We start from the raw sequence: 13,117 nt of genomic DNA, 5'->3' as shown, positions 1-13,117 counted from the left end.
TTATCTCCCATATGTATCGAAAGATTTAAATAAATTAATACTAATCTTTTATATAGGTGTGATTGTGTTAAAGAAATAATTTGATTTTAAAATAAAACCTATTTTAGAATGAGGTCTTTTTCGGCGGTATTGTTTTTAATGACGTATATCCAACGTCACTGAAACAGGTTCAGTACAAGTGAATAAATTTAGCTAATTTTTCGTATAAAATCAAAGTGTAAATTTAGACCAAAACCAAAAAAATCCGCTTCTTTTTCTAGAAGCGGATTTCTTAAAATTAGATATATAAAGTTTTAAAGCTTAAAACTTATAGCTTAAACCAATGGTGTAATAGCTTTGTAAATCGTTATCAACATCATCAAAACCAGTAGCTGTTGCTGGGTCTTGAGCTAGTGCGTAATTTAATGCTTCTTGCTTGTTGCTACGTAAACCAAAATCAAAACCTACACCAATCATTTTCCAAAGCGTGTAGCTAAATGAGTTGGTCCATGTCCAGTTTGATAAATCGCTAGATTTATAACTTTGGAATGTTGAGAAGTTTGTTTTAAAGTTAATAGCACCAATTTGTCTTGTATAATCTGCTACTATTTTAGCACCCATAGATGAATCAAAAACGGCATCATTATCAGCAAATACAAAGTTGTAGTTTAATGGGTGTATAACAACTATTAAATTTTCAATTGGCGTCCAAGTAGCACCAACACCAAGGTCTAAATAACCAGGATCATTAAAGTTATTTAAAATTGTAGTTCTGTATTCTAATAAACCTGAAACAGCTAAGTTTTTTGCAATGTTTCTACCGTAAAGCGATGATATATTAAAAACATCGGTAGTTGGTTCAAAACTATCATCATCGTCTGTTCCGTTGTCTTTATCGTCTAGTTTCACCCATGCCAAATTAGTAGTTAATGAGTTTCTCCAAAAAAACTTGTCTTCAATTAAATTAGCAAAAGCGTTAAAGGTAAAGCCAATATTACCAGAGCTGTTGTTAGGTGTTCCTTGAGCATACCAATTATTAAAGTTAGATAAACTTCCTCCTATGGTTCCAAAAGCACCAGTTCTCCAACCAGTAAGTGCGTCAATTTGTGCTTGTAACTTATTAGCTTCTGCTTGTGCTGCATTAGCTTCTGCTTGTTTTTCTGCTTTTTTAGCTTGTAATTCTTCTTTAGTTTGAGCGTTTATTGAAATGACTCCAAAAAATAACGATACTACTAAAAGTATTTTTTTCATAAAATTTGTGTTTATTAAGTTTTTGAAAATATAAAATTTAGACCCGTTTTTTAGTTAAGGGTCACAAGAAATTATTTGTTTTTATAAAGAGGGACTGATGAACAAGCTTCACCATACATAATAGATTTTGCAATAGGCTTTAACTTGTTGGTTAACATGATGTAAGCGTTTTGAGGAACGGGTTTGTTAGAGCACCCTTTTATAATAATTGGCTTATTTTTAAATTCTTCAATATTTAAATTATTGATGATATCTTGGTAAATAGAAGTCTCTAAGGTTTCTAAATTACCTACAATTATTTTTTTTGCAAAAGGTTGTAAATGAATGGTTAATAACATATAAGCCCAACCTGGTATAATGGCATCTGAACTGCATGTTAAGGCTACGTAACAGTCTTGATATTGAGACCAGTTAAATTCTGATACATGAGCTCTAAAATCTTTTTCACGCAATACAAAACCTTCAAATAACCAGTCTTTAATATCAAATAATACACGTTTACCTTCTGGATAAAAATCTTCCAAATCTAAGGTTACTAGTTTACTATTCGCTACGCGATTTATGATTTCGTCTTTCAAAAAATTAGTTATTTAATTCTGTGTTTTTGAGTTATACTGAAAACTGTTACTGAGACTGTTAACTAAATTAAAGCATTCCTAATTCTAACTTAGCTTCTTCGCTCATAAGCTCTTGAGACCATGGCGGGTCGAAAGTTATTTCTACTTCAGCCGATTTTACTTCGTTAAGAGATTTTATTTTTTCTTCAACTTCTAAAGGTAAAGTTTCTGCTACCGGACAATTGGGTGTGGTTAAAGTCATTAATATTTTAACGTCGTAGTCTTCGTTTACAAAAACATCATATATTAATCCAAGTTCATAAATATCAACAGGAATTTCAGGGTCATAAATAGTTTTTAAAACGTTTACTATTTTTTCGCCTAAGGCATTTGTATCTATAGTTGTGTCGCTCATATTTTTAATTGTTTATGTGTTTATTCGTTGGTGTGTTTAAACAATTACACAAATTAACGAATTTACTAATTCAACTGAGTTTGATACGCAATAGCGTACATTTTTAATTGTTTTACCATACTTACCAAACCATTGGCACGTGTGGGAGATAAATGCTCTTTAAGTCCTATTTTGTCAATAAAACTTGTATCTGCATTAATAATATCTTTTGGGTGCTGGTTTGAAAAAGCTCTAATTAAAATAGCAATAATACCTTTGGTAATAATAGCATCACTATCTGCGGTAAATTGTAGTTTATCACCTTTCATTTCAGCATGTACCCATACTTTACTTTGGCACCCTTTAATAATGTTGCTGTCTGTTTTGTATTGGTCGTCAATTAAGGGTAATTCTTTCCCTAAATCTATCATATATTGGTAACGTTCTTCCCAATCTTCAAACATTGAGAATTCGTCTATTATTTCATTTTGAATGTCTTCAATAGTCATACGTTCAATTTTAAGCAAAAATACAATAAGTAACGTTGCTATTCAACGTTTTGAGTTAATGATAAGATTTCTTTAACAAGATTAGCAATATTTGGGTGCGGGTTGCCGTGATCGAAACTTGGTGTTTCATAAGTTTCACCATCAAAGGTTACCGTTAATTTTGCTATTGCAGCACCATCAAAAAGGCGTTTGTTTGAAGGGGCTTTTAAACTTGAAATACTATCTGTATTAACTAATTTAAAAGCGTTAATTATCTTTTGCCATTGTATCTCGTTACAATCAGTTTTTGTTATTGTGCCTGCTCTTTTATTTTGAATAGTAATAGTTTTTTTATTGACTTTTATAAGTTGAAACCTTCCTTTAGAGTGTTGAGTATATTCAAACGAAACGCTTTCATAAAAGTCTTTTTTTACGGCAGTTAAGAGTTTGTTTTCTTCTTCTAAAAGTATTAAAGTGTCGTTTTTTATTGTAAAATGGTTAGCCTTAGTTAAGGCGTCTAATAGTTTAGATTCAACACTGTTAAGTTTTGGCATGCACATTTTTCTAGTAGAGGCCAGTGGGCCTAATTTTATAGTATTGTTTTTAATGGTGTAAGAGCCAAAAAACCTATTACATCCAGAAAAACCAGAAACTTGTTTAGTAGAATCATTAAAAGAAATAGTTAAATTAAATGCTGAAACATTTGTACCGTTTAATGTTGTTATACTAAAGTTGTTGTTTAACATTGTTGTGTTTTGTTCTAAGCTAGTATTGTTACAAGTTTTTAATGTAATAATACTAAAGAGTATAAGTATCCACTTCATTATAAGTTATTTTGAAAATAATATACAAAAAGGAAGCCAAAGTAAGTTTAAGACAGCATCATTTTAGCTTTCTTAACGCCTTCGGCTAAGGTGTCTATTTCTGCTTTGGTGTTGTAAAATGCAAAAGATGCACGAACGGTTCCGGGAATTTTATAAAAATCCATTATAGGTTGTGCACAGTGGTGACCGGTACGAACTGCAATTCCTAATTTATCTAAAATAGAACCTACATCATATGGGTGAATACCTTCAAGGTTGAATGATATAACCGATGTTTTGTGTTTAGAGGTGCCATAAATTTTTAAGCCTTCTATTTCTAGTAATTTTTTGGTGGCATACTCTAAGAGCTCGTTTTCGTATTTAGAAATATTATCAAAACCTATATTATTCATATAATCTATAGCGGTTCCAAAAACAATACCTCCTGCTATGTTAGGTGTTCCTGCTTCAAATTTATGGGGTAGGTCTGCGTAAGTGGTTTTTTCAAACGTAACTTCGGCAATCATTTCACCACCGCCCTGATAGGGTGGTAGTTTATTTAACCAAGCCTCTTTACCGTAAAGTACCCCTACACCAGTAGGTCCACACATTTTATGAGCCGAGGCAACATAAAAATCTACATCAAGTTTTTGGACATCGGGTTTTATATGCGGACAAGATTGAGCACCATCAACTAAAACAGCTGCGCCAAATTTGTGGGCTTTCTCAATAATGTATTCAATAGGATTTATTGTGCCTAAAGCGTTTGAAACATGATTTACAAAAACTAGTTTGGTATTTTTAGATAGTAATTTTTCATAATAAGATATTACCAACTCACCGTTATCATTCATAGGAATGACTTTTAGTTTTGCGCCTGTGCGTTCGCATAACATTTGCCAAGGCACAATGTTACTGTGGTGTTCTAGTGCAGAAACTATAATTTCATCGTTTTGTTTAAGAATAGATGAAAACCCATTTGCAACAAGGTTTATACCGTGTGTTGTTCCAGATGTAAAAATGATTTCATGTGCATGTTTAGCATTGAAATGTGCTTGAATTTTTTGTCTGGATTGTTCGTATAAATCAGTGGCTTCTTGACTTAATGTATGTACTCCACGGTGAATATTAGCGTTGTAGTTTGTATAATAGTCTACAATAGCATTAATAACTTGCTGTGGTGTTTGTGATGTTGCAGCATTATCAAAATATACTAAGGGCTTGCCATTAACTTTACGAGAAAGAATGGGGAAATCTTTTCTTATGTTTTCAACGTTTAACATGGTTACTTTTTAGCCCCGATAGAAGCGGCATCCTTTTTTGAGGTACGAGAAAAAGATACAGCGGATAGCGGGAAATAGCTTCTGAAAAAAATTATAAATCGAAACCAATATTTACACCTAACTGACTAGCGATAATTTTTGTAATTCTACGTTTTAATTCTGGAATTTTAACAGAGTTTAATACGTTATTACTAAATGCATACATTAACAATGCTTTGGCTTCTTTTTCTGGAATACCACGAGAGCGCATGTAAAATAAGGCACTTTCATCTAATTGTCCTACCGTACAGCCATGAGAGCATTTTACATCATCTGCAAAAATTTCTAACTGCGGTTTGGTGTTAATGGTTGCTTTATCACTAACTAAAATATTGTTGTTTGCCTGAAATGCATTGGTTTTTTGGGCTTCTTTTTCTACAATTACTTTACCATTAAAAACTCCCGTAGCATTATCATTAAAAATACCTTTGTAATCCTGATGGCTTTCGCAATTTGGCTCTATATGGTGTACAAGTGTATTGTGGTCTACATGTTGTTTATTACCAATAATGGTAACGCCTTTTAAGGTAGAATCTATGCGTTCTCCTTCTTGATAAAAATTAAGGTTGTTGCGTGTTAATTTTCCTCCAAATGAAAAGGTGTGTACAGAGGCAATACTTTCTTGTTTTTGTTTAATGAATGTATTGTCTATTAACGATGCGTTAGCTTCATCATTTTGAATTTTATAGTAATCTACTATAGCACGTTTTTTTGTGTAAATTTCTGTAACACTATTAGTTAATACAGGGTTGCTGGTTAAACTTTGGTGACGTTCTATGATTTGCACATGAGAGTTTTCTTCAGCCACAATTAAATTACGTGGTTGTAGTATGGTAGCAGATTCATTTCCGGTAGAAAAATGGACGATTTGAATGGGTTTTTCTACTATTTTCCCTTTTGGGATGTGTATGTAAGCTCCTTCTTTAGAAAATGCTGTGTTTAATGATGATAAACTATCTGTAGTAGCTATTTTATTAAAATGATTTTCTATTATTAAGCGGTACTTTGGTTTTGTTAATGCTGCAGACATTAAGCAAACATCAATACCATCATGAGTAGTTTCTGAAAGGTTAGATGAGTATTTACCATCAATAAAAACTATTTTATAAGAATCTATTTCTTGTATAAAATATTTACTAACATCTCTGTATTCTAAAGCATTTTCTTGTTTAGGAAATATGCTGTAGTCTTCTTTAAGTATTTTATTTAAAGAGGTGTATTTCCAAGCTTCATCCTTTTTTGTAGGGAAGCCTTTTTCTTTAAAGTTTTTTATAGCATCATTTCTTACCGAGTGAAGATATGAATCTGTTTCGGCTTGGTTTTCAAACACTAAAAATGATGATAATAATTTTTCTTTTAAATCCATGTTATTCTGTATTCAGTATGTAACATTCAGTGTAGTAATTAAAATTACCAACTGAGACTGTAAACTGGTTACTGATGCTATGCACCAACTTCTTCTTTTATCCAGTCGTAACCTTTTTCTTCAAGCTCATGAGCTAGTTCTTTGGTGCCAGATTTCACAATTTTTCCATTGTATAATACATGTACAAAATCTGGAACTATATAATCTAAAAGTCTTTGGTAATGTGTAATTACAATTACAGCATTGTCTTTACTTTTAAGTTTATTAACACCATTTGCTACAATACGTAAAGCATCAATATCTAATCCAGAATCTGTTTCATCAAGTATAGCTAATTTTGGATTTAGCATAGCCATTTGAAAAATTTCATTTCGCTTTTTTTCACCACCCGAAAATCCTTCGTTTAATGAACGTGATAAAAACTTTCTGTCAATTTCTAATAAATCAGATTTTTCACGGATTAACTTAAGCATGTCTTTTGCAGGCATGTCTTCTAAGCCTTGCGCTTTTCTTGTTTCGTTAATGGCAGTTTTAACAAAATTGGTTACAGATACCCCAGGGATTTCAACGGGGTATTGAAATGACATAAAAATACCTTTATGAGCTCTTTCTTCGGCAGCTAATTCTTCAATATCTTCACCTTCAAAAATGATACTGCCTTCTGAAACTTCGTATTCTTCCTTTCCTGCAATTACAGAAGATAAAGTACTTTTTCCAGAACCGTTTGGCCCCATTATAGCATGAACTTCACCTGGTTTAACCTCAAGGTTAATACCTTTTAAAATATTTTTATCTTCAACACCTGCGTGTAGATTTTCAATCTTTAACATATTACTCACTTAGTTTTATAACATTATTATAACCATTATTTGGGGCTGCTTCTACATTAAGAATTTCTGTAATCTCAATTTTATTTTCCCAAAGAATAGTTTTGTGTTTTTCTTTATTTAATATTCCTTTTACTTCAACTCTAACCATATCTGTTGGTTGTTGTTTAAAAGTTTCGGCTTGTTTATTTAGTTCTTGTGCTTTGTTGTTAATAATTACACCGTAAATAATGCTGTCTGTTTGTAAAACAGCGGCATCAACTTGAAATACATAATCACCAGAAATTGTTATGATGTTTTTTTCTTCTTGTTTGCAACTAATTGTGGCAGAAAAACATAATAAAAGGACAATTAATTTTTTCATAGGTATGAATTTATCCAACACTTCCTTCTAAACTTATTTCTAATAATTTTTGAGCTTCTACAGCAAATTCCATAGGAAGTTTGTTTAATACTTCTTTACTAAAACCATTTACAATTAGGGCAATTGCTTTTTCGGTATCAATACCACGTTGGTTGCAGTAAAAAATTTGGTCTTCACCAATTTTACTGGTTGTAGCTTCATGCTCAATTTGAGCCGTTTTGTTTTTAGCTTCTATATACGGAAATGTATGCGCACCACACTCATTACCCATTAATAAACTATCGCATTGCGAAAAGTTACGGGCATTATCTGCTCTTGAATTAATTTGAACTAACCCACGGTATGAGTTTTGTGATTTTCCTGCCGAAATACCTTTTGAAATAATGGTTGATTTAGTGTTTTTACCTAAATGAATCATTTTAGTTCCGGTATCGGCTTGTTGAAAATTATTGGTTACCGCAATAGAGTAAAACTCTCCTACCGAGTTGTCTCCTTTTAATACGCAACTTGGGTATTTCCAGGTTACTGCAGAGCCTGTTTCAACCTGAGTCCATGAAATTTTTGCATTGTTTTCACACAAACCACGTTTGGTTACAAAGTTGTAAACGCCTCCTTTTCCTTCTGCATTACCTGGAAACCAGTTTTGAACGGTTGAATATTTAATTTCGGCATCATCAAGAGCAATTAATTCAACTACCGCAGCGTGTAATTGGTTTTCATCTCTACTAGGAGCTGTACAGCCTTCAAGATAACTTACATAACTGCCTTCATCGGCAATTACTAAAGTTCTTTCAAATTGCCCTGTTCCTGCTTGGTTTATACGGAAGTAAGTAGATAATTCCATAGGGCACTTTACGCCTTTTGGAATGTAACAAAAGCTACCATCGCTAAACACAGCGCTGTTTAATGCTGCGTAAAAATTATCTTTTTGTGGAACAACGGTACCTATATATTTTTTTACAAGTTCTGGATGCTCTTTAATAGCCTCAGAAATACTCATAAAAATAATACCTTGTTCTGCTAAAGTTTTTTTAAAGGTTGTTGCAACAGATACAGAATCTACCACTACATCCATGGCTACGCCTGCTAATTTCTTTTGTTCGTCTAAAGAGATACCAAGTTTATCAAATGTTGCCAATAATTCTGGATCTACTTCATCTAAACTATCATATTTAGGTTTACTATTAGGAGCAGAGTAATATGAAATGGCTTGAAAATCTGGTTTTTCATAAGTAACATTTGCCCATTCAGGTTCTTCCATTTCTTGCCAAATCCTAAAGGCTTCTAAACGCCATTCGGTCATCCATTCTGGTTCTTCCTTCTTTTTTGAAATGGCGCGCACGATGTCTTCATTGAGACCGTTTGGAAACGTATCTGACTCAATATCTGTATAAAAACCGTATTCGTATTCTTTGGTTTTTAATTCTTCTCTTAAATCGTCTTCTGTATATTTAGACATAGTTCTCTCTTAAAATTTATAGTGAAAACGATTCGCCACAACCGCAAGTTCTATTGGCATTAGGATTGTTAAAAACAAATCCCGTTCCGTTTAATCCACCGGAATATTCTAAAGTAGTTCCAATAAGATATAAAAAGCTTTTCTTATCTACAATGATTTTTACATTGTTGTCTTCAAATACTTTATCATCTTCTTGTTGTTCTTTGTCAAACTTTAATTCATAAGATAAGCCTGAACAACCGCCACTTTTTACACCAACGCGCACATAATCTGTAGATGCATTATAGCCGTCTTCGGCCATAAGCTCTATTATTTTTTTCTTTGCTGTTTCTGAAACTTTAATCATACCTTTAACTTAGATTTACTCTAAATAGAGTGCAAATATACAATATAAGTCAGTCATTACAAGATAACCTAACATTATATTAATATATAGTTTTATAGTTTTTTGTTATAGAAAAGCAAGCCTAGTTTCTGTAAGCATTAGGTATGAAGTAATTTATTACTTTAGTTACTTAGCTTAATTGAAGATAACTAGTAAAAAATAGAGATTAAAAAGTAGAGTATTTATTATTCGAAACCAATAAATTTATCAAGGTTAGCGCCTCTTCTATTTTTAAAATATTTTGAAACTGAAGACATCTCTCTATAGGCAGATAAATTCATTATTTTATCATCATTTGTTGAGATAAAATGATTTCCACAACATTTACATACTAATTCTGAAGTGTCTTCGTCTATTTTTGAAACAAGTTTATAGTTGTGACCAAAAATGGCACAAAATCGGTTGATAGGTTTTTCAAACATCATGCTATTAATCAATTTGGGAATTACGAATATAGCTGTTTTGGTTAAATAATTAGATTAAAAGCTATTATTTTCGATGAAATGCGTATATTTTTTTGTTTTGTAGGTTAATTAGTTTATTTATAAGGAGTTATTAATTGAAAAATAAAAATTTATAGAAGGATAAAACAAAAGCTTTTTAATTTTGCTTCTCCTACAGTTTTAATAGTTAATATTTTTATTGTTGTTGCTGTTATCTGAATATATTTTTAGTTTTTATGGTATAGTTGTATAAAAAACAAAATAGCTTCATATTTTTGCATCATGATAGAAGATAAAAACCAGCAAAGAACTCCGTTAAGTGATTTAGGTGAATTTGGATTGATAGATCATTTAACCAAGAATTTTAAAATTAAACAATCATCAACCGTTAAAAGTATTGGAGATGATGCGGCTGTTTTAGATTTTAAAAAGAATAAAATAGTTGTAACAACCGATTTTCTTGTAGAAGGTGTTCATTTTGATTTAAGTTATATGCCTTTAAAACATTTAGGATATAAGGCGGTAATAGTAAATTTATCTGATGTATATGCAATGAATGCTAATGCAACTCAGGTAACGGTTTCTATTGCAGTTTCTAATAGATTTCCTTTAGAAGCTTTAGAAGAGTTATATGCAGGTATAGAAACAGCAGCAAGAATTTATAATATTGATGTTATTGGAGGAGATACTACATCTTCAATGTCTGGATTGTTGATATCAGTTACAGCTATTGGTGAAGTAGAAGCAGATAATGAGGTTTACAGAAGTGGTGCTAAAGTAAATGATTTACTGGTTGTTTCAGGCGATTTAGGTGGTGCTTATATGGGTTTACAAGTTTTAGAAAGAGAAAAAGAAGTTTATAAAGTAAACCCAAATAACCAACCAGATTTAGAGCCATATACTTATATAGTAGAACGCCAATTAAAGCCAGAAGCTAGAAAGGATATTGTTAAATTATTAAAAGATTTAGATGTGAAACCCACTGCTATGATTGATATTAGTGATGGTCTTTCTTCAGAGATAATTCATATTTGTAAACAAAGCAATGTGGGGTGCGATTTGTATGAAAATAAAATTCCGTTAGACCCTCAAGTTATTTCAACTTGTGAAGAGTTTAATGTAGATAGTACTACTATAGCTTTAAACGGAGGAGAAGATTATGAATTGTTGTTTACTATAAATCAAAAAGATTATCCTAAAATAAAAGCAAATCCAAGCTTAACCGTAATAGGTTATATAAGAGAAAAAGAGGCAGGTATGCATTTAGTAACTAGGGCAGATACTAAAATAGCACTAAAAGCTCAAGGGTGGAAAAATTTTAATGACTAAAAACCAGTAACTCTGGATTAGATTGTCGTTGTCTTTTTAAACGCCTTTTGTGAATATTTTCTAAAACAGCGTTAATTTCTTTAAACTTTGGAGTTAGCTCAACTAAGCTACCAGAACTGTTAGTTGTAAATTCTTTTTTACAATTTTTACATTTGTACTCTTTGACATGAAAAGTGACGTTTTTGCTAACTTGAATGTCGTGTCCAAATACTTTACACTGAATGCGTTTCATATAATTTTAACCATTAATAATTACCTTAAAGAGAGACGCTTCTAAAGGTAAAAAAACTAGTTAAAAGTTATTAACAATTGGTCAACAAATCGATGAAAGAACTGGTTTTTCCTTTAAACGTTCAACTTTAGAATTGTGAACTCTTTCTAATATGGCATTTATTTCTTTGTATTTTGGGGTAAGTTCAACTAATTCTCCATTACTATTAGTTGTTAATTGCTTTTTGCAATGGGTACAAGTGTACTCCTTTACGTGATAAGTTACTCTTTTGGTAATTTTGTAATCATGTCCAAAAATGGAGCAATACATTCTAGGAAGTAAAGTAGGTTTGTTAGTAGTTTTTTGCATGGCTTAAATATTTAGGGTGATTAAACCTACAAAAAAAATATAAAAAAACGTTAAAAAGTTAAATAAATTCGATGAAATGTATTAAAGAAGATAGTAATTCCTCTTTATTTTCTATGAAACTCATATGTCCACCTTCAAATTCTACTATTTTTACTTCTGTATTTTTGGTTTGAGAAATGAGTTGATTGTAATCTAAAGCAGGATCATTTTTTCCTATAATCATCATTTTTTTATAAGGCGAAAAATGAAGCAAAACTTCGCGGTCGTCTCTAATTTTCATGCCTTCTAACGCAGCTATAATACCCTGTAAAGGAGTTTGTAAACAATTATCAACTAAATCCTCTATTTCATTTTTAAAGATAGTTTGGTTTTTAGGAGTAAACAGGTTTGATATAGCAATTCTAATAAATGTTTTGTGATTTTGTTTTACAGCTTGTATACCTCTATCTCTATTTTTCCTTTTTTCAGGGGTATCAGCGCTGGCGGTAGAATTCATTAAGCATAAACCTTTTACGTTGTCTGGATTTTTTTCTGCGAAAGCAAGTGCAACATAGCCACCCATAGAGTGTCCAATAAAAATAGATTTTCTAATTCTTAAATGTTTAAGAACAGCATCTACAGTTTCTGCCATGAGTTCCATAGAATGTATATAGCCCAAACAACCAGTTTTTCCATGTCCTAAAAGGTCTATGCAAATAACTCTATTTTTTTTTGAAAGTGTTGGGATAAACGAATCCCAAATTTTGGAGCTTTCTAAAAAACCGTGTAGTAAGACAACGGCAGTACCTTTACCTGTGTCTGTATAAAAGATATTAGTCCCCTTGTACTCTAAAATCATAATTTATAAGTTGAATACAAAGGTAAAAAGGATTGCTTAAAAATTTAAGACTTCACCCTTTTAATGGCAGCAAAAGCTTTGTCTACATATTCATCTTCAACTAAAATGGTAAACTCATTGGTGGTTGAGAGTACTTCGTATAAAACAATACCTTCCCAGGCTAATCGTTTAAAAAAATGGTAGTATAAACCTGCTATTTTTGAGTTGTTTTGTGGTAAATTTATGCTTATAGCCGAAAGACCTTCTTGAATAGCAATGAAGTGCTCATTTTTTAAATTTTCATTTACAAAGTCTTTAAGGCTGCTAGATATAATTATGTTGCTCTCATGAATACCTCTTGTAAACGTATAAAACAGCTTGTTTTCCTGATTTATTCTTTCTAAAATTTTAGCGTGATTATCAATTAAGGTACTTGAATTTCTTACGGTAAAATCTGTTAAATTAGATCGTACTGTAATATCGCCCAAATTTTGAATAACACGTTTCATTTTAATAGAATTCCCCAAAGTTGGTGGCGGATTGTAACGTCTTAAGGCCATCATAATAGCACCTGGTTTTACATCTTTTTTAAGCATCTTACTAATAGGCTCGGTAAGTTCAACCGCTAAAGCGCTATAGTTAATAATGTTTCTAGATAAAGCTTCCTCTAAATAAGGTTGCGTAATGAGTATGTCTTCTACACAGTTGGATACAGTTTTCATGTTAATTATTTAACAATATGTGTAAAAGTAA

General features: G+C 31.6%; 17 protein-coding genes. 1 reads left to right on the top strand and 16 read right to left on the bottom strand.

Annotated elements, in window-relative coordinates; translation table 11 throughout:
- Positions 1-300 precede the first annotated feature (300 nt).
- The 12 genes from J1D01_RS07065 to J1D01_RS07010 form a co-directional block, all read right to left on the bottom strand.
- On the bottom strand, positions 301-1,230 hold the full coding sequence (locus J1D01_RS07065; protein ID WP_421150315.1) for a DUF3078 domain-containing protein: 930 nt from the start codon (positions 1,228-1,230) through the stop codon (positions 301-303).
- A gap of 71 nt (positions 1,231-1,301) precedes the next feature.
- Entirely contained in the window at positions 1,302-1,808 is a 507-nt protein-coding gene (locus J1D01_RS07060; protein ID WP_372937425.1) for a DUF2480 family protein, read from the bottom strand.
- A gap of 67 nt (positions 1,809-1,875) precedes the next feature.
- Entirely contained in the window at positions 1,876-2,202 is a 327-nt protein-coding gene (locus J1D01_RS07055; protein ID WP_076698513.1) for a DUF59 domain-containing protein, read from the bottom strand.
- Between the two features lie 65 nt (positions 2,203-2,267).
- Positions 2,268-2,690, bottom strand: coding sequence for a SufE family protein (locus J1D01_RS07050; protein WP_076698511.1), 423 nt, complete (start codon positions 2,688-2,690; stop codon positions 2,268-2,270).
- Between the two features lie 38 nt (positions 2,691-2,728).
- Positions 2,729-3,493 carry an META domain-containing protein gene (locus J1D01_RS07045; RefSeq protein WP_421150314.1) on the bottom strand — a complete coding sequence of 255 codons (765 nt, stop codon included), beginning with the start codon at positions 3,491-3,493 and terminating at the stop codon, positions 2,729-2,731.
- A 47-nt stretch (positions 3,494-3,540) separates the two neighbouring features.
- Positions 3,541-4,755, bottom strand: coding sequence for an aminotransferase class V-fold PLP-dependent enzyme (locus J1D01_RS07040; protein ID WP_372937427.1), 1,215 nt, complete (start codon positions 4,753-4,755; stop codon positions 3,541-3,543).
- A gap of 91 nt (positions 4,756-4,846) precedes the next feature.
- A complete protein-coding gene (sufD, locus tag J1D01_RS07035; protein ID WP_372937428.1) occupies positions 4,847-6,160 on the bottom strand; it encodes a Fe-S cluster assembly protein SufD in 1,314 nt (437 codons plus the stop codon).
- A gap of 77 nt (positions 6,161-6,237) precedes the next feature.
- Positions 6,238-6,990, bottom strand: a complete 753-nt coding sequence (sufC, locus tag J1D01_RS07030) for a Fe-S cluster assembly ATPase SufC (protein WP_076698505.1) — start codon at positions 6,988-6,990, stop codon at positions 6,238-6,240.
- 1 nt (position 6,991) lies between these two features.
- Complete coding sequence (locus tag J1D01_RS07025; RefSeq protein WP_372937429.1) at positions 6,992-7,351, bottom strand: hypothetical protein; 360 nt, start codon at positions 7,349-7,351, stop codon at positions 6,992-6,994.
- 10 nt (positions 7,352-7,361) lie between these two features.
- Entirely contained in the window at positions 7,362-8,810 is a 1,449-nt protein-coding gene (gene sufB / locus J1D01_RS07020; protein ID WP_372937430.1) for a Fe-S cluster assembly protein SufB, read from the bottom strand.
- Positions 8,811-8,826: 16 nt separating this feature from the next.
- On the bottom strand, positions 8,827-9,156 hold the full coding sequence (locus tag J1D01_RS07015) for a HesB/IscA family protein (protein ID WP_421150313.1): 330 nt from the start codon (positions 9,154-9,156) through the stop codon (positions 8,827-8,829).
- Positions 9,157-9,380: 224 nt separating this feature from the next.
- Positions 9,381-9,617 carry a hypothetical protein gene (locus J1D01_RS07010; protein ID WP_372937432.1) on the bottom strand — a complete coding sequence of 79 codons (237 nt, stop codon included), beginning with the start codon at positions 9,615-9,617 and terminating at the stop codon, positions 9,381-9,383.
- Between the two features lie 303 nt (positions 9,618-9,920).
- Here J1D01_RS07010 and thiL point away from each other — a divergent pair, with 303 nt between their 5' ends.
- Complete coding sequence (thiL, locus tag J1D01_RS07005) at positions 9,921-10,967, top strand: thiamine-phosphate kinase (protein ID WP_421150312.1); 1,047 nt, start codon at positions 9,921-9,923, stop codon at positions 10,965-10,967.
- Here thiL and J1D01_RS07000 read toward each other — a convergent pair.
- From J1D01_RS07000 to J1D01_RS06985, 4 genes are all read right to left on the bottom strand, one after another.
- Entirely contained in the window at positions 10,957-11,199 is a 243-nt protein-coding gene (locus J1D01_RS07000; protein ID WP_421150311.1) for a hypothetical protein, read from the bottom strand. The two genes, thiL and J1D01_RS07000, sit on opposite strands and share 11 nt — an antisense overlap.
- Before the next feature lie 81 nt (positions 11,200-11,280).
- Positions 11,281-11,547 (bottom strand): hypothetical protein, encoded by a 267-nt coding sequence (locus J1D01_RS06995; RefSeq protein ID WP_372937559.1) that lies wholly within the window; start codon positions 11,545-11,547, stop codon positions 11,281-11,283.
- Between the two features lie 58 nt (positions 11,548-11,605).
- Positions 11,606-12,385, bottom strand: a complete 780-nt coding sequence (locus J1D01_RS06990) for an alpha/beta fold hydrolase (protein ID WP_421150310.1) — start codon at positions 12,383-12,385, stop codon at positions 11,606-11,608.
- A 44-nt stretch (positions 12,386-12,429) separates the two neighbouring features.
- Positions 12,430-13,086, bottom strand: coding sequence for a hypothetical protein (locus tag J1D01_RS06985; RefSeq protein ID WP_372937561.1), 657 nt, complete (start codon positions 13,084-13,086; stop codon positions 12,430-12,432).
- Positions 13,087-13,117 lie beyond the last annotated feature (31 nt).

It is taken from the genome of Seonamhaeicola sp. NFXS20 (genome assembly GCF_049132085.1).
In the GTDB taxonomy this organism is placed as follows: domain Bacteria; phylum Bacteroidota; class Bacteroidia; order Flavobacteriales; family Flavobacteriaceae; genus Seonamhaeicola.
Note: the sequence above shows the minus strand (reverse complement) of the source record. Positions and strands in the feature narration are given on the sequence as shown.

Excerpts from the sequence above, each read along its gene's own strand:
- J1D01_RS07065 (WP_421150315.1), bottom strand. The coding sequence starts at position 1,230 with ATGAAAAAAATACTTTTAGTAGTATCGTTATTTTTTGGAGTCATTTCA.
- J1D01_RS07055 (WP_076698513.1), bottom strand. The coding sequence starts at position 2,202 with ATGAGCGACACAACTATAGATACAAATGCCTTAGGCGAAAAAATAGTA.
- J1D01_RS07050 (WP_076698511.1), bottom strand. The coding sequence starts at position 2,690 with ATGACTATTGAAGACATTCAAAATGAAATAATAGACGAATTCTCAATG.
- J1D01_RS07045 (WP_421150314.1), bottom strand. The coding sequence starts at position 3,493 with ATGAAGTGGATACTTATACTCTTTAGTATTATTACATTAAAAACTTGT.
- J1D01_RS07040 (WP_372937427.1), bottom strand. The coding sequence starts at position 4,755 with ATGTTAAACGTTGAAAACATAAGAAAAGATTTCCCCATTCTTTCTCGT.
- sufD (WP_372937428.1), bottom strand. The coding sequence starts at position 6,160 with ATGGATTTAAAAGAAAAATTATTATCATCATTTTTAGTGTTTGAAAAC.
- sufC (WP_076698505.1), bottom strand. The coding sequence starts at position 6,990 with ATGTTAAAGATTGAAAATCTACACGCAGGTGTTGAAGATAAAAATATT.
- J1D01_RS07025 (WP_372937429.1), bottom strand. The coding sequence starts at position 7,351 with ATGAAAAAATTAATTGTCCTTTTATTATGTTTTTCTGCCACAATTAGT.
- sufB (WP_372937430.1), bottom strand. The coding sequence starts at position 8,810 with ATGTCTAAATATACAGAAGACGATTTAAGAGAAGAATTAAAAACCAAA.
- J1D01_RS07015 (WP_421150313.1), bottom strand. The coding sequence starts at position 9,156 with ATGATTAAAGTTTCAGAAACAGCAAAGAAAAAAATAATAGAGCTTATG.
- J1D01_RS07010 (WP_372937432.1), bottom strand. The coding sequence starts at position 9,617 with ATGTTTGAAAAACCTATCAACCGATTTTGTGCCATTTTTGGTCACAAC.
- thiL (WP_421150312.1), top strand. The coding sequence starts at position 9,921 with ATGATAGAAGATAAAAACCAGCAAAGAACTCCGTTAAGTGATTTAGGT.
- J1D01_RS07000 (WP_421150311.1), bottom strand. The coding sequence starts at position 11,199 with ATGAAACGCATTCAGTGTAAAGTATTTGGACACGACATTCAAGTTAGC.
- J1D01_RS06995 (WP_372937559.1), bottom strand. The coding sequence starts at position 11,547 with ATGCAAAAAACTACTAACAAACCTACTTTACTTCCTAGAATGTATTGC.
- J1D01_RS06990 (WP_421150310.1), bottom strand. The coding sequence starts at position 12,385 with ATGATTTTAGAGTACAAGGGGACTAATATCTTTTATACAGACACAGGT.
- J1D01_RS06985 (WP_372937561.1), bottom strand. The coding sequence starts at position 13,086 with ATGAAAACTGTATCCAACTGTGTAGAAGACATACTCATTACGCAACCT.